This is a genomic window from Endozoicomonas ascidiicola, from assembly GCF_001646945.1.
Classification (GTDB): Bacteria; Pseudomonadota; Gammaproteobacteria; order Pseudomonadales; family Endozoicomonadaceae; genus Endozoicomonas; species Endozoicomonas ascidiicola.
The window spans coordinates 660,297-675,276 of sequence record NZ_LUTV01000004.1; the positions used below are offsets into that span (position 1 = coordinate 660,297).

12 protein-coding genes are annotated in these 14,980 nt (G+C 44.7%); 4 read left to right on the plus strand and 8 right to left on the minus strand.

Going from position 1 to position 14,980, the window contains the following annotated elements:
• Nucleotides 1–16: 16 nt before the first annotated feature.
• Nucleotides 17–361, minus strand: a complete 345-nt coding sequence (locus AKL11_RS13450) for a hypothetical protein (RefSeq protein WP_067518235.1) — start codon at nucleotides 359–361, stop codon at nucleotides 17–19.
• 100 nt (nucleotides 362–461) lie between these two features.
• On the opposite strand from AKL11_RS13450, the gene AKL11_RS13455 reads away from it, so the two are divergent.
• A complete protein-coding gene (locus tag AKL11_RS13455; RefSeq protein WP_067518236.1) occupies nucleotides 462–1,028 on the plus strand; it encodes a hypothetical protein in 567 nt (188 codons plus the stop codon).
• A gap of 60 nt (nucleotides 1,029–1,088) precedes the next feature.
• Here AKL11_RS13455 and AKL11_RS13460 read toward each other — a convergent pair whose 3' ends face one another.
• Nucleotides 1,089–1,823: a pseudouridine synthase gene (locus AKL11_RS13460; RefSeq protein ID WP_245673631.1), complete on the minus strand. Its 735-nt coding sequence runs from the start codon at nucleotides 1,821–1,823 to the stop codon at nucleotides 1,089–1,091.
• 30 nt (nucleotides 1,824–1,853) lie between these two features.
• Between AKL11_RS13460 and AKL11_RS13465 the strand changes: the two genes are divergently transcribed.
• Nucleotides 1,854–2,654, plus strand: coding sequence for a type IV pili methyl-accepting chemotaxis transducer N-terminal domain-containing protein (locus AKL11_RS13465; protein WP_067518240.1), 801 nt, complete (start codon nucleotides 1,854–1,856; stop codon nucleotides 2,652–2,654).
• A gap of 51 nt (nucleotides 2,655–2,705) precedes the next feature.
• Here AKL11_RS13465 and mazG read toward each other — a convergent pair whose 3' ends face one another.
• The 5 genes from mazG to cysM all read right to left on the minus strand — a co-directional run bounded on the left by mazG (nucleotide 2,706) and on the right by cysM (nucleotide 8,977).
• Entirely contained in the window at nucleotides 2,706–3,491 is a 786-nt protein-coding gene (gene mazG / locus AKL11_RS13470) for a nucleoside triphosphate pyrophosphohydrolase (RefSeq protein WP_366556859.1), read from the minus strand.
• Nucleotides 3,492–3,543: 52 nt separating this feature from the next.
• A complete protein-coding gene (locus AKL11_RS13475; RefSeq protein ID WP_067518244.1) occupies nucleotides 3,544–4,194 on the minus strand; it encodes a BUD32 family EKC/KEOPS complex subunit in 651 nt (216 codons plus the stop codon).
• Between the two features lie 96 nt (nucleotides 4,195–4,290).
• Nucleotides 4,291–6,540, minus strand: a complete 2,250-nt coding sequence (gene relA, locus AKL11_RS13480; RefSeq protein WP_067518245.1) for a GTP diphosphokinase — start codon at nucleotides 6,538–6,540, stop codon at nucleotides 4,291–4,293.
• Between the two features lie 128 nt (nucleotides 6,541–6,668).
• Entirely contained in the window at nucleotides 6,669–8,000 is a 1,332-nt protein-coding gene (gene rlmD / locus AKL11_RS13485; RefSeq protein ID WP_067518247.1) for a 23S rRNA (uracil(1939)-C(5))-methyltransferase RlmD, read from the minus strand.
• An 89-nt stretch (nucleotides 8,001–8,089) separates the two neighbouring features.
• Nucleotides 8,090–8,977 (minus strand): cysteine synthase CysM, encoded by an 888-nt coding sequence (cysM, locus tag AKL11_RS13490; protein ID WP_067518249.1) that lies wholly within the window; start codon nucleotides 8,975–8,977, stop codon nucleotides 8,090–8,092.
• A 76-nt stretch (nucleotides 8,978–9,053) separates the two neighbouring features.
• Here cysM and AKL11_RS13495 point away from each other — a divergent pair, with 76 nt between their 5' ends.
• Nucleotides 9,054–11,801 (plus strand): response regulator, encoded by a 2,748-nt coding sequence (locus tag AKL11_RS13495; RefSeq protein ID WP_067518251.1) that lies wholly within the window; start codon nucleotides 9,054–9,056, stop codon nucleotides 11,799–11,801.
• A gap of 35 nt (nucleotides 11,802–11,836) precedes the next feature.
• On the opposite strand, the gene AKL11_RS13500 is transcribed toward AKL11_RS13495, so the two are convergent.
• Complete coding sequence (locus AKL11_RS13500) at nucleotides 11,837–14,332, minus strand: ankyrin repeat domain-containing protein (RefSeq protein WP_095210373.1); 2,496 nt, start codon at nucleotides 14,330–14,332, stop codon at nucleotides 11,837–11,839.
• A gap of 328 nt (nucleotides 14,333–14,660) precedes the next feature.
• Between AKL11_RS13500 and AKL11_RS13505 the strand changes: the two genes are divergently transcribed.
• Nucleotides 14,661–14,980: helix-turn-helix domain-containing protein (locus AKL11_RS13505; RefSeq protein ID WP_172807287.1), on the plus strand; the 320-nt coding region annotated here is incomplete at its 3' end.

Below are 14,980 nucleotides of genomic sequence, written 5' to 3' on the forward strand. Positions count from 1 at the left end.
AATAAAACCGATGGTTTCAAGTGAGTTTTGGTTTAGTGTGGTGATTGGGCTTATCTACGTCGCTTTTTCTGTCTTCTGGCGGTTCGGAACAGGACGACTCTGGATCATCATCTGACTCATTATCATCACTCTGACACTCGTTTTCGTTATCATCACCGTTGGTATCAGTTGGCTTGGTGTTGGGCTTTATGTCAGGCTTTGGGTTTAGTTTCTTCAGTCGGGTGATTTCATTTTCCAGAATAGTTATCCGTTCCCGCTGTTGAGCAATTTGCTCCTGCTGTTGAATAATCTCCTCCTGCTGCTGAGCAATAAATGCCAGCAGTTTTTCAGCAGAGAAGTTATTAGCAAGAGAGATATTCATGAGTTTAAAAGATAGACTTTAGACGCTCCGTTTTCCTCAAAAAATTAGTTTTTGAGCACATACCAAAAGTATTCATGGCATTTTGAAGTCGAATCAAACAGTGGCCAACAAGAAAGATAAGCATATAAAAAACCACGATTCAGTACCATCAACTACTGCCACTCAAAAACCATCACTGGATATAAAAGTGGCAAATTTACCAGAATCAATGCTACCAGCAGAAAATAGCGTTGAAGTTGAAACTAATGTGGTAACTGAAAAAAACACCTCGCCATTAATCTTTGATAGCTTATTTGATAGCTCAACTGAGAGCAGTATTTTACCTATCGATAAGCACTCGGAAGTAGTACTTGATATTACTGATTTCTCTATACCAGTTGAAGTCGATGACACTGAAAAAACGGTATTGGAATCTGTTACTGAGCCAGTATTACCAGCCACAGATGCCATTGAAGTCGCTGCAAGCATGGATAAAAAGGTAACCTCTAATGTAGCAGGGTCTGATAGTAGTGGATCAGACAAAAACAACTCAGATGCTTTGGTCACTCGCAGGGTCAGTTCAAAGAAGGACAAACCAAAGAAGGACTACAGGAGATCTATTCAGACATTTCTCAATAGAGACGATCATAAGCCAGTATCAAGACTAATCGACAGGTGGAACAAATAATAGTAATACAGGGCAGCCTGAAATCTCTACCAATTACGATTACGTGATTCAAACCAGATTTCAAGAAGCCCTGATTTCATCATACAAATCCCTTATCTCGCTTTCAGTAAGCGCTCTGTTATCACCACTATTCAGACCTGTCATCTGCAAACCAAGTATCCGAAAGCGGAACAAATCCTTAACACGATAGCTTAATGCCTGACACATTCGACGTATCTGGCGATTCATTCCCTGGGTTAGCGTTATATCGAATTGATACTCATTGACTTGCATTAACTGACAAGGCCGAGTTTTAATATTGCCATATTCAATACCAGACCTCATTGCCTCTAGAAAGTCTTCAGTGACGACTTTATCAACGGTTACCCGATACACCTTTTCATGATAAAAATCAGGGTGCATCAATCTCTGACAGAGCTCACCATCATTAGTGAGTAACAAAAGACCATGAGAGTCTTTATCAAGCCGCCCTACCGGGAATATACGCTGATCATCAGAAATCGTTGGTAAGAAATGTATAATACTGCTTGGATCGTTCGGGTTACACACTGAGTCGATGCCAATCGGTTTGTTGTAAATAAAATACAATATTGGTGGGCTATGGTGTATTAGTTTTCCCTCGATGGTGATCAAATCCTGCTGGCTGACCTGATCAATATGAACTCCCCGGCGACCATTCACCAATACGACACCCAACTCAATTAAACGTGACGCCTGTCTCCTTGAGCAAACACCTGCGCCTGAAATAAACTTTGACAGGCGAATCGTTGGCATAGTTCGTGTATGATCTGACATTCCAGAATAACTCTAATAAAAGATACGGATATGTTGATTTCAATCAGGAATTGGTTCTGTCTGGCCACAGTTGTGAGCCTGATTCTCTCCTCCGCTCCCGCCCAAGCGAACATCGATGATGCCGAAGCCATTAATAAGGCGGGGCGTCAGCGCATGTTAAGCCAGCGAATCGCCAGAAACTACCTCATGATCGGTTCTGATGTAAACACGCAGGACGCTATCAGGGAGCTGGAGAATAATATTAATCTTTTTGAACAACAATATGACGAGCTAACCGTGTACGCACCAAATGAGGTCATTCAGAAAAATCTGGAGACGGTTGCACAGATTTGGCAAAAATTTAAAGCCACTGTACAAGAGAAACCTCAATGGGAGCATTCCCTCAGTGTTATTGAACTCAGTGACCAGCTACTTTCAGCCAGCGAAGCCGTTGTGCAGGAAGTTGCCAAGCATGCCAATCATCAAGCAGGGCAGCTGGTCAATATTTCAGGTCGTCAGCGTATGCTCAGCCAGCGCATCGCCAAATTGTACATGGCCAGAGCATGGAGCCTGCAGAGTGAAGACATCGAAATAGCCATGAATACGGCGATTTATGAATTTGACAACTCCCTACAAAAATTGCGTCAGTCCAACCTTAACTCTGACGTTATCAATACCAAACTGTATACCATTCAGAAACAGTGGAACTACGCCAATGCGAGCTTCAAAATAAGCGACAAAGGTTTCTTTGTGCCCACGGTCGTCTCTGTCACCACTGACTCAATTCTAAGACGCATGGATGATATAACTTATGATTACGAGCAATTAATGATAGCGAAAACGTCTCAATAAAGACTCAAGAAACAGGTTATTCAGACTGTCTTTACCACAGTCTGATTTACCTTACAGCACTTTACTCTGTTGCCAGTAGGATTCCATCTCGTCGAGCGTTAACTGTTGAAAGCTCAAGCCGTCATTGTCGGCCAGCACTTCCATAGATCGAAAGCGTTGCTCAAACTTAACAGAGGCCTTTCTCATGGCCATTTCAGCATCCACTTTCAAGTGTCTGGCAAAGTTGACACAGGCAAACATAAGATCACCGACTTCTTCTGACACACGCTCAATGCCTTCAGCCCTGGCTTCGAGAACTTCATTGAGCTCTTCATGTATCTTATCGACCACGGGCTCAACGTCCGGCCAGTCAAATCCGACTTTGGCAGCTGCGGACTGAATTTTTTCTGCCCGTAACAGAGCTGGCATGGATGAAGGCAAATCATCAGGCATCGCCGACATTGACGCACCGATATTCTTCTGCGCTTTCTCTTCTGCCTTAATCGCCTGCCAGCGCTGTTTAACCGCTTCTGGTGTGAGTTTATCGCCTGACGCAAAAGACGACAGGGTTCCATCAGGAAATACATGAGGGTGTCGTCTTACTAATTTTGACTGCAGTTCCTGACAGATGTCATCGAAGGAAAACATCCCTACTTCTTCCGCCATTCTGGCGTGAAACAACACCTGAAACAGTAAGTCTCCCAGCTCCTCCTTCAGGTTTTCGTAATCCTCTCTGGCAATGGCCTCAGCCACTTCACTGGCTTCTTCCAGAGTATAAGGCGCAATGGTCGAAAAGGTTTGCTTAAGATCCCAGGGACAACCATGTTCCGGGTGTCTTAATCTAGCCATTAATGCCACTAAATCATGGATGGGAGATGACAATCTGTATTCCTTTCGTTTGATAAAGCGGTTATGCCGGAAGCAACTTCTTCAATGCCAGCTTCAGCGAATCAGGGGATTTAGCCTTCTCATGATATGCGTTCAACAACGCCTGAACAGCATCACCAAACAGCGTCATATCTTCACGATATCGAATCATATGCTGAAAGTTTCTCAATCGCTCAGAATCTTTAAACCGCCTGTTCAAGCATCGCATATCCGCAATATCAATCAAGCCTAATCCCCGATCCATAGTTCGGACAATATTTCCCATATGCAGCGAGCGGAAGTAAACACCGGAGTCGTGCAATGTGGCAATAAACGCTCCTAATTCTATGGCCAGCTGTTCTTTCTCTGATGGGGATGAGGATTTCAGGTAACTGCGGAGCACATCGCCCTGCAATGGCTGATAGTGAACAACCTTTCGTTGAATAGAAGGAACGTTATAAACACCATTGATATCGATGGTTGGGATATGAAACTGGATTAACGCGGCTGCATTATTCGCAAACCGTTGGGCATAGGGCTTTAGTAATTCTGAACTGATCAGATGTTTACGACGAAACAGTTTCAAATAACTTTCGTCAGGCAACTGTATGACTTTTTCACCATGACCATCGGACTCGATGACCCGACCACCCTGTCGGAGTTCATTAAACTCAATTTCACTCAGCGTTTGCATTGACATCCTCAGCGACCCCGGAAGATGCAAAGCACAAAACTGCAAACCATCCGGCAAATGAACGGATTATATCCACAAGCCGAACGGTCTACAAAATTAGCTCATTTTTCTGTGCCTTACGGCCTCAATCACATTGTGTAACTGTTCAATCTTCGCCAGCACACGACCAAGGCTTTCCAGCCCCTGAACCTCGATACTCAGCAGCATGCTGGCAAGATGCTCTTCCTTGCTGGTTCTTGTCTGCATCGACAATACATTAACCTTGTCGTTCGCCAGAACAATGGTGATATCACGCAGCAATCCCGGGCGGTCAAATGCGGTAATCATAACATCTACGGGGTAGCCGTATTCCGGCTTACTGCCCCAATTCACTTCGATTAAACGCTCAGGTTCACGCTCCTGTAACGACAAAGCGGTATTACAGTCATCCCGGTGAATAGTGACTCCCCGTCCAATGGTGATATAGCCAATGATCGAATCGCCAGGTACAGGCTGACAGCAGCCGGCCATCTGAGTAAGTAAGTTGCCCACGCCATCGATATTGATCGTGCTGTCTGATATCCGATCCTGCTGAGGCTTAGTTCGGATTTCAAAGGACTTCTCTTCTTCCGGTGCAACCTGTTTTTGCGCCAGAGACACCACGTGGCGGAGCTTAATATCGCCGGCGCCAATGCCCGCAAACAAATCCTCAACCGTTAAAACGTTCGCGGTTTGTGCCAACTGTTCATAATTGACACCGTGCAACGCATGTCGCTTGATTTCCAGCTCCAGCAGACTTTGGCCATCGTCGATGTTGGCATCACGATCCTGCTTCTTAAACCAATTGGTAATTTTCGCCCTGGCACGGCTGGTGGTCACATACCCAAGATCAGGATTTAACCAGTCGCGACTTGGCTTGGCATTGGGTGCCGTCAGAATCTCAACCTGATCGCCGGTTTTCAGTTTATGGGTTAACGGTACAATACGACCGGCTACCTTAGCGCCACGACAACGGGTACCTACTTCAGAATGAATTCGGAATGCAAAGTCGATCGGCGTAGCACCAACAGAAAGGTCGACCACATGGCCATCTTTAGTGAACACATAAATGCGATCCGGCTCCACATCGGCGCGCCACTGGCCGCCCAGTTCTTCCAGATCACCGAGATCTTCATGCCACTCCATAACCTGACGAAGCCATGAAATCTTTTCTTCGTAACTGTCGTTTCGGCTATTGACGTCAGTGCCCTTATATTTCCAGTGGGCACAAACCCCAAGCTCAGCTTCTTCGTGCATCCCATGAGTACGAATCTGAACTTCCAGTGTTTTGCCTTCAGGGCCAAATACCGCCGTATGCAGGGAGCGATAACCATTTTCCTTTGGCGTGGCAATATAATCGTCAAATTCTTTCGGGATGTGATTCCAATGGGAGTGCACTACACCCAGTGCGGCATAACAGTCGCGGACTTCATTGGTCAGGATACGAACCGCACGGATATCGTAAAGGTCTCTAAAATCGATATTCTTGCGCTTCATTTTGCGCCAGATACTGTATATGTGTTTTACCCGACCACTGACCTCTGCCTCAATATGGGCTTCGGTAAGAGAGGATTTCAGGGTATCGACCACATCAGAAATATACTTCTGACGATCCAGTCGTTTGCCATCCAATAGTTTGGCAATTTTTTTATAGTCGTGTGGTTTCAAATAGCGGAAAGAAAGATCCTCTAGCTCCCACTTGATGTAACCAATACCCAGACGATGAGCCAGTGGCGCATAGATCTCAAAAACTTCTCTGGCTACCCTCTGTCGTTTTTCTTTACTGGCGTGCTGGACAGCCCGGATGGCACAGGTCCGCTCTGCCAGTTTGATCAGCGCCACACGCACATCATCAATGATGGAAACCAGCATCTTCCGGACTTTTTCCAGTTGATCCTGACGATGATCAAGCACCTGCCTTCTGGAATGCTGAACATTACTGATGGCGGCCATGCCCTGAACATCGCGAATCAAACCGGCAACCAGCGAGCCAAAATTCGATTCAACCTGTTCCAGGGTTAATTTTGTTTCCCTGACAGCACGATAGAGAACAGAAGCGACGAGGGTATCAATATCCAGCTTTAACTCAGCCAGAATCTCAGCCATCTCCAAACCGGTTCGGAAACACCCTTTCCCAGTTGGCCAAGCGGTTTCATTTTCAGCGCTCTGCTGCATAGCCAGCAGTTCCGATTGACGGGACAGTTCACAGGCATCACGCAATCGATCCGTATCGCCGACACCGAACCGTTCCTGAAGTCGGTTGAGCCAGGCATCCAGATCCACAGTGCCATCGTAGTGCTGGGGCTGATCCTCTCTAACCTTGACCATCTATTCCATTCCGTCTCTATCTATACTAATCATGACTATGATGAAATCAATTCTATCCGAAATGCATCAGGCTATCGCGCAAGTTTACCCAATGCATAATTATGCCTCTTCCCGAATGCACAATCTAACTAGCGCACAAAAAGCGCCATAGATTCTACATGAGCAGTCTGAGGAAACATATCCATGACGGACAATCGTTGCAACCGGTAACCATGTCCGGACAAACTCCCCGCATCCCTGGCCAAGGTTGCCGGATTACAGGAAATATACAACAAGCGCTCGGGCAATAATCCAACCAGATGATCAATCATGAAATCAGCACCAGCTCTCGGTGGATCCAGTAGCACGATGTCGTATGCTTCTTTAGCCCAGAGTTGATGATCAAAAGCCACAGAAAGGTCTGCACAATAAAACTCAGCATTCTCGATATCATTTGCCTTTGCATTGACCTTAGCTTGATCCACAGAACGTTGGCTACCTTCAACGCCCACCACTGTCGCACCATGACGAGCAAGTGCCAGAGAGAAGTTACCGATCCCGCAGAACAGATCAAGGACACGATCAGTTTTTGTGGGCTGTAACCACTGGATTGCCTGATCCACCATCGCCTGATTCACCTGCCAGTTTACCTGGGTAAAATCCTGTGGCCTGAAATGCATCACCAATTGCTCAGAGGCTAGCGTATAATGCATCGAAAATTCGGACGAGTCTTCTGGGTATAACCGTTCGATGCGGTCAGCATTGGAGTGCAGAAAAATAAAGAGTTGATGAGTTTCAGCAAAGACCCTGAGTGACGCCCTATCGGTTTCAGACAGTGGTCGAATATGACGAAGCAATACACCACAGCTATCACTCAGCTGAAATAACTCTCCATGTGAAATAGCTTCCCTGCTCTTCAATGTTGGCAGGTAAGTTCTTAACAATGCCGGCATCTTCTGCAGAGGTTCTGCCAATACCGGGCATTCTGAAATTTGACAGATGGCATTGCTGCCTTTTTCGCGAAAGCCCATAAGTAACAGCCCCTTTTTCCAGCGCATGGACAGACGACTTCGGTGCCGGTAGCCAAAAGGAGCCGAACGTAATGGTTCATCGATGGATTCAGGACTGACTTTGGCAAAGCGCTGCAGCTGATCAATCACAATGCTCTGTTTATTCTTCAACTGAGCATCATGAGTATTGTACTGTAAGCTACAGCCGCCGCATTGTTTAAAGTGACGGCACAATGGTTCACAGCGCTCTGCCGAAGCATCGACAACCGCACTGACTCTGGCATTCATAAAGCGACGCTTGTCTTCCAACACCTGAACCCGAACCGTTTCATCGGGTAATGCACCATCCACAAACAGCGTTTTCCCACGGTGCCGTGCAATCCCCCGACCATCATGGGAAAGCCCTTCTATGCGCACATCCTCTTCAAGGACAAATGGGGTAAAGGAAGTACGTTTTAAACGCTGTTTCACCACGGGTACTCTTAACTGGAAAGTAGTTGGTTCATTTTACGCTGTTACGCTGTTTCAAAGCACTGGGATTGACCGCATAGTGATCGGGGTCAATTAAAGACACCCGTCGACAAATAGCGATCACCTCGATCACAAACAATGGCAACAATAGTGGCATTCTCCAGCTGTTCAGATAGCTTCAGCGCTGCCGCCACCGCGCCACCGGAAGATACGCCACAGAAAATACCTTCTTCCTGAGCCAGTGATCTCATGCACACTTCCGCATCCTGCTGACTGATATCCATGACAACATCCACCGCCGAACGGTCAAAAATAGCAGGCAGGTATTCCGGACTCCAGCGTCGAATACCGGGGATTTTCGCCCCATCTTCTGGTTGCAATCCGATGATTTGAATCTCCGGATTTATTTCTTTCAGGTAACGGGAAGTCCCCATGATCGTTCCCGTTGTTCCCATTGAACTGACAAAATGGGTCACAGTTCCCTGAGTCTGTTGCCAGATTTCCGGTCCCGTCGATTGATAATGGGCTTTAGGGTTGTCCGTATTGGCAAACTGATTAAGAACTTTCCCTTCACCCCGATTCTGCATAGCCAGCGCCAGATCACGAGCCCCTTCCATACCATTGCTGACCAATATCAACTCGGCCCCATAAGCAGACATGGCTGCACGACGTTCGACACTCATGGTGTCCGGCATAATCAGAATCATTTTATAGCCGCGAATGGCCGCTGCCATGGCCAGCGCAATGCCGGTATTGCCACTGGTAGCCTCAATTAACACATCTCCGGGAAGAATATCGCCACGATTTTCTGCCTCAACGATCATGGACAAGGCAGGGCGATCTTTGACCGATCCCGCAGGGTTTTGCCCTTCCAGTTTCAGTAACACCGTATTGGATGTTTCACCCTGCAGCCGCTGTAGACGAATAAGAGGGGTATTGCCGATTAACGACTCAATGGTCGGATATTCCATGGACATAGTACTGACGTTAACTTTATTATGGCGTAACTAATTAATAATACAGAATAATAGCCTTGCAGGGAAAGGCAGTAGAATGAGACAGAACCTTCTTGCGCTGCGTCAGCACATCCTTTTGCTGGCTTTTTTACCGGGGATCATCGTTGCCCTGCTTATGGGTACAATGTATCTGGGTAAACGCTATGTTGAACTTGATGAACAACTGATGTCAGAGGCACTGAACGAATCACAGCGAAAATCGACAGCCGCCGCATTACTGATTCAGAACAGTAATAACCAAGAACTTCAAACGCTCCTTTCAATGCTTCTGGATGATTCCGACATACGCTCGGTTAGTCTACTGGATCAGGAAGGTATAAAAATTATCCATGCGGGGCCATCACTCTACCAACATAGTGATCTGCCCTCCCTGTTAAAGACGAAACAGCAATTCCTGCAAAGTAACGATATCATCCAGGTTGCCAGCCCCGTCATTAGTCCTGTCACGTCTAACCATTACGGCTGGATGGTCATTGACTACACCTATGCTCAAACGCATCTGAAACTATACCGTTCTCTGGCCTTCAGCATTGTCGTGGTTGCAATGGGCTTGATGATAGCCCTGGTAATGAGCCTGAAACTGGCCAGCAATGTTATACGACCATTAGACAATATGGCCAGAGTGGTTGGCCGAATTCGCGATGGATTTTACGACACACGCCTGCCCGACACCCCCAAGAGCCTGTTATTTGAATTGGAGTCGGCAATCAATGAGATGCTGGATAGTCTGCAGGCAAAGCATCAAAAAATGACGAGTCATATCGCCCAGTATAATGATGAACTTCAGGAGACATTGGAAACCATTGAGATCCAGAATGTCGAACTGGATCTGGCTCGAAAAGAAGCTCTGGAAGCGAGCAGAAGTAAGAGCGAATTTCTTGCCAACATGAGCCACGAAATCCGCACCCCTCTGAATGGCATTATCGGCTTTTCCAGCCTGATGCAGAATTCGGATCTTACCGCAGAGCAGCACGACTATATCAATACCATTGAAAAATCCTCACATGGGTTGTTAACCATGCTCAATGACATTCTGGACTTTTCCAGAATGGAAGCGGGAAAGCTGGAGCTTGACCCTCACCCCGCATGCATCCGTGACGTAGTTGAAGATGTAATGACTTTTCTTGCCCCCGGTGCTCATAGAAAATCATTGGAAGTGGTGCATTTAATTTACGACGATGTGCCTGAAAGCATCATTATCGACAGTCAGCGCCTGAAACAGATTTTGACCAATCTGGTCAGCAACGCCATCAAATTCACCAGCTATGGTTCTATTGCTATTCGAGTCATGCTGGATCACTGGGAAAAAGACGACCGCCCTACCCTGAAGATTTCCGTTACCGATACCGGTATCGGCTTAACCAAAGAGCTGCATCACAAACTGTTTCATGCCTTTGCCCAGGCGGATACCAGCAGAAGCCGTAAAGTGGGCGGCACTGGTCTCGGGCTGGCAATCAGTAAAAGCCTGGTAGAGCAAATGGGCGGAGAAATCGGGCTTGAATCAGACCTTGGCCAGGGCGCAACCTTCTGGTTCACTTTCAAGACCCATGTAAATCCGCAAGATGAATGTTGTGATCAGTCTGTCACAGTCGTCCTGAAAACGGCATTGCACAACAAAGATGTATTATTTATTGAACCACTGGAGCTAACCCGGTTATCAATTACTCATTTGCTGGAGAAATTCGGCGCGCGGGTCTCAGCATTGAGCAGTATGGCACCGGTATTTTCAGAAAAATATACTTCCCGCCATTTTGATTATGTTTTAATTGATCTGGATGATATTCCTTTCGACAGTTCGCTGGAACAATTAGACTCTGCGTTTCCAGATGCCAACATCATTCTGCTGACCACCGGAACGAACGACAAAAAACTGCCTGCAAATCATACGACACTGCTCAAACCCATAAGCCAGCAGCGACTGCATACCTTGTTCTCTCACAGCTCCCATGGAATAAGAGAGATATATGACCCAGCCAAGCCACTGAATATCCTGGCCGTGGATGATAACCCCATTAATTTAAAATTGATAAAATCCATTCTTGAGAAGTTTGGCCAGAACCTGTCAACAGCAAAAGATGGTTTTGAGGCTCTGGATTTGTGCAGGCAGTCACCGTTCGATATCATTTTCATGGATGTACAAATGCCGGAACTTGATGGACTTGAGGTAACTCGCCGCATTCGTTCAGATATTCCTGGAAACCTTCGAACCCCTATTATCGCCGTCACTGCCCACGCCTTACCAGAAGAGAAAAAAGCACTATTACAGAACGGGTTTGATGATTACCTCAGTAAGCCGGTGAATGAAAAACACATTGTCAGCATGCTTCATCAATGGGCCAAAATCAGTGATAGTCCGGTTGAAAAGATAGAAGAAGCAAAAGATACATCTCTAACAACAAACCGTCCCATGGAACCCAATCGTACTCATGACCCGGTGGATATAAACCTTGCTATTCAGCTGGCCGCCGGGAACCATGAGCTGGCTATCGAGATGTTAACCATGATGAAACAGGGTCTGGATGATGACCTTAAAGTACTGCAAGAAAGCTGGCAAAGTAACGACTGTTTAGCCATGCTCGAGCGAGTTCATCGATTACACGGTGCCTGTCGCTATTGTGGAGTTCCGGAACTAGAGCAAATCTGCGATCGTCTGGAAACACGACTGAAAACTACTCAGAACCTGCGGGATCCAAAAACGGCCAAAGATTACCAAAAGCTATTGCATTCGATAATCCGCCTGAAAGAGTGGGAAATCGAAAATATGGTAATCATCACCCCCGTTTAAACTACCCGAGACTTAAATAATCGTGCAGCTCACCCTTATGCACTGCCTGTCCCCTCCCGAGTTAGTGCGTAATAAGCCAGTGCTCTTAATACTTTATTGTTTGAAGGACGGTTAATAGCAGCCTGTTGCTTCCTGGCATGATTCGAAAATACACTACCATCATCCTGAGTCTCTTCAATATATTTAACCATTGCCTCAACTGAAGTATCCAAAATATTCAAAAGTGGTTCCAGCACTTCAGGGGTATAGTTTTCACCCCTAATCTGAGTAATCAAATGATGCACAACCACAGTAGTAGGTTTTGAATTGGTATTTTGATGAATAGTATACATAAAACTCGGAAGTATCTTCTTGTTCCAGCACTTGTCATAATAATTGACAGCTGCATTATATTGATGCTGTTCAAGAAACCCCTTCAGCTTATTCATCACTTCCTTTTCTTGTTCAGTCATTCCTAATTTGTTGGAAAAAGCCCGTATTCGTGCAGCAACTAAAGAATCACCCAGTTCATGAGGAATCGGCGTGGTGTATTCAGGTGCAAACGACAAGTAGGAATGACCTGTTTGGAGTAGATAGGTGGTGGTGTTAGCCCCTTCAGCAATCGCAGGGAGTGAAGACAAGTCAATTAGCTTTAAGAAAAGTTCCTTGACCATTGGAGGGTATTTACAGATCAGAATCCCATTACTGGATATTAATTGAGCAAAATCATCTTTACAGCCTGACGTTAAATCAACTACTTTAACATCTTCAGTTTTATTCACCTCATCAATAATTTCATCTATAGGTATTCTTCCGACGGGCGAAACATTACTCGATATCATTATCAACAATGGCTTTGGTTTCTTTCCATGCATTATTTTCAATGATCTCACCCAATTTTTAAACACCTCAACCTGTTTTTCATCGGATACAAAAATTTTATTTAAACCATAAACAACAGATGTATTTAATTCTTTATCTTGACATTTTTCAAATAAAAACTGCAAGCTGTCTGCAGTCTTTGCACTTAACGTATTCCATAGAGCGGGATTGACAATATTTAATCCTCCATTGCTAACGCTGGGGATTCGTGGAAACAATTGTTCCGGAACGATGCTATTTTCCGGCTCATCAAAAACCAGAACATCTCCACGATTCCCAACAAAATTACTATAAAGTGATGTATGAGTATAAAAGCGAAACGGATTTATCCGTACAATCGATTTGAAATATTTTTGAAAACTATGTTCTTCACTCATCAGCATTCTTGGAGTCATCGAAAACGTGAACGTTAATGGCGACTGATCTATATTGCTGTTCAAAGAAAATTCTTTAATTTCCAATATTGCGCCATCTGGCATTTTAATCTCATGATCCTTCTGGTTGACGTCCATCTGCCCTGAAGAAATAGATAGCAATTTCCTTATTTTCTCCAACGCCACTTCTCTTGCCCCTGGCTTTGCTTGATGTAAAGCTGTATAAAATCCAAAGTTCTCTTCTTCTCCTCGAAGATCATTAATACAGTAGGTCAGACGTATCCGTTTTGCCCCTATATGCAATAGATTTTTTACAACTTGCAATTCAAGGTTTAGATCTCCGAACGAATTAATACTTTTAGCGGTATCAGTAACACCAAGACACACCTCCGAGAACACTTCAATGATCTCAAGCTGAGATACAATCTCTGTCGCAGTTTTTTTCAGATCGAACTCACTCATTTCATTTATTTTATTCGTTACTGATAATTCTGAACAAGTACTCCCTATACTATATTTTCTGTGCGCGTCCCTGATTAAGCCCATACCTTCTGAACATCCTGTCCGTAGCTCCCAAAACAGCCTCAAGTCTTTAATGTTATCTTTAACTTTATCCAACATAAATTTTAGACACGTGTTTTTCTTATCAATTGCTGCCAGATGGACAGGTGTATCAAAATATATATTCATACGATACAGACTTTCATAATCGGATTCGAAAAGAAGCTTCATACACTCAATACGCCCTGCTTTTGCTGCCTCATGCATTGGAGTATCAGTATCTCTTGCTCCTCCATAAAAACACAATTTCTCCACGTAATTACTTTCCATCGATAGCATTTCTTTTAAAATTCGTGTTTGACCTTTTTTAACAGCGAGATGAGCAGGGAAGTAGTTATCACTATCATTCCTAACTAAGACAAGTTCGGGAAATTTTTTTAATATTTCAATCGCTGTTGACTCATCCCCATTTTCAATAGAGCGCAGAAGCAGATTATTCCCACTAGCATCAACCTTTTCAACATATTCTAAAGAGAGTAAATCCACAACCTTTTCAATATCTTCTAAAGAGAGTACATCCACTTTCCTTTTCTTTATGTCTACGGGGGCTAAAACTTCCTGATGACTATCGCCAGGAGATTCTACCTGAGAACTACAAGTTGAAGCAAAACTCTTAGCGGATCGTCCAGAACTATCAGCCCCTAAGTTTGCTGAATCGGAACAATCACCAGGCGTGTTTTGCTTTTTTAGACTTCTAGATAAATAAGAGTTACATGAAATATCAGGAGTATACATTTTAGTATCACTTTATTTAGTTGATCGCATCCGCCAGACAAAAATCATAATTTCTAGCTACTACAATAGGGAAAACAAATAAATGCACCCTAATAGTAGACAAGATAATTAAACTAAAGTTCCATTAATAAAACGCGAATCAAAAAATCAGGACAAAACACTACACCAAACAACCTTTCTAAATTCGTAACGAAAAAATAAGTACCTGAATTCGTATCATAAATGCATAACCTCTGTAACCACAGGGTTGCTACAGAGCCACCTTTGAATTCAATCAGAACTCAGGTGTACTCTGTAAARCTACTAAACACTACAGAGGATGCCACGGATGGCCTTTAAGCACCTGAGCTCTGAAGAGAGACATTATATCGAAATTGAACTGAAAAATGGGACTTCTCAAAACAAAATTGCACAAAAACTTGGGCGCGATCAGAGTTCCCTGTCACGGGAATTAGGGCGCAACAAGGGGTTACGCGGTTACAGACACCAGCAGGCCCACCGTATGGCTCAACAGCGTCATCAGGAAAAAACCAAGGCTGTTAAGCTAACGGATGATATTAAACGACGCATAGCTAATGATATCCGTGCAGACTTGAGTCCAGAGCAAGTGGCTGGAAGACTTAAAAAAGAAGGGGTAATTGAGCTACA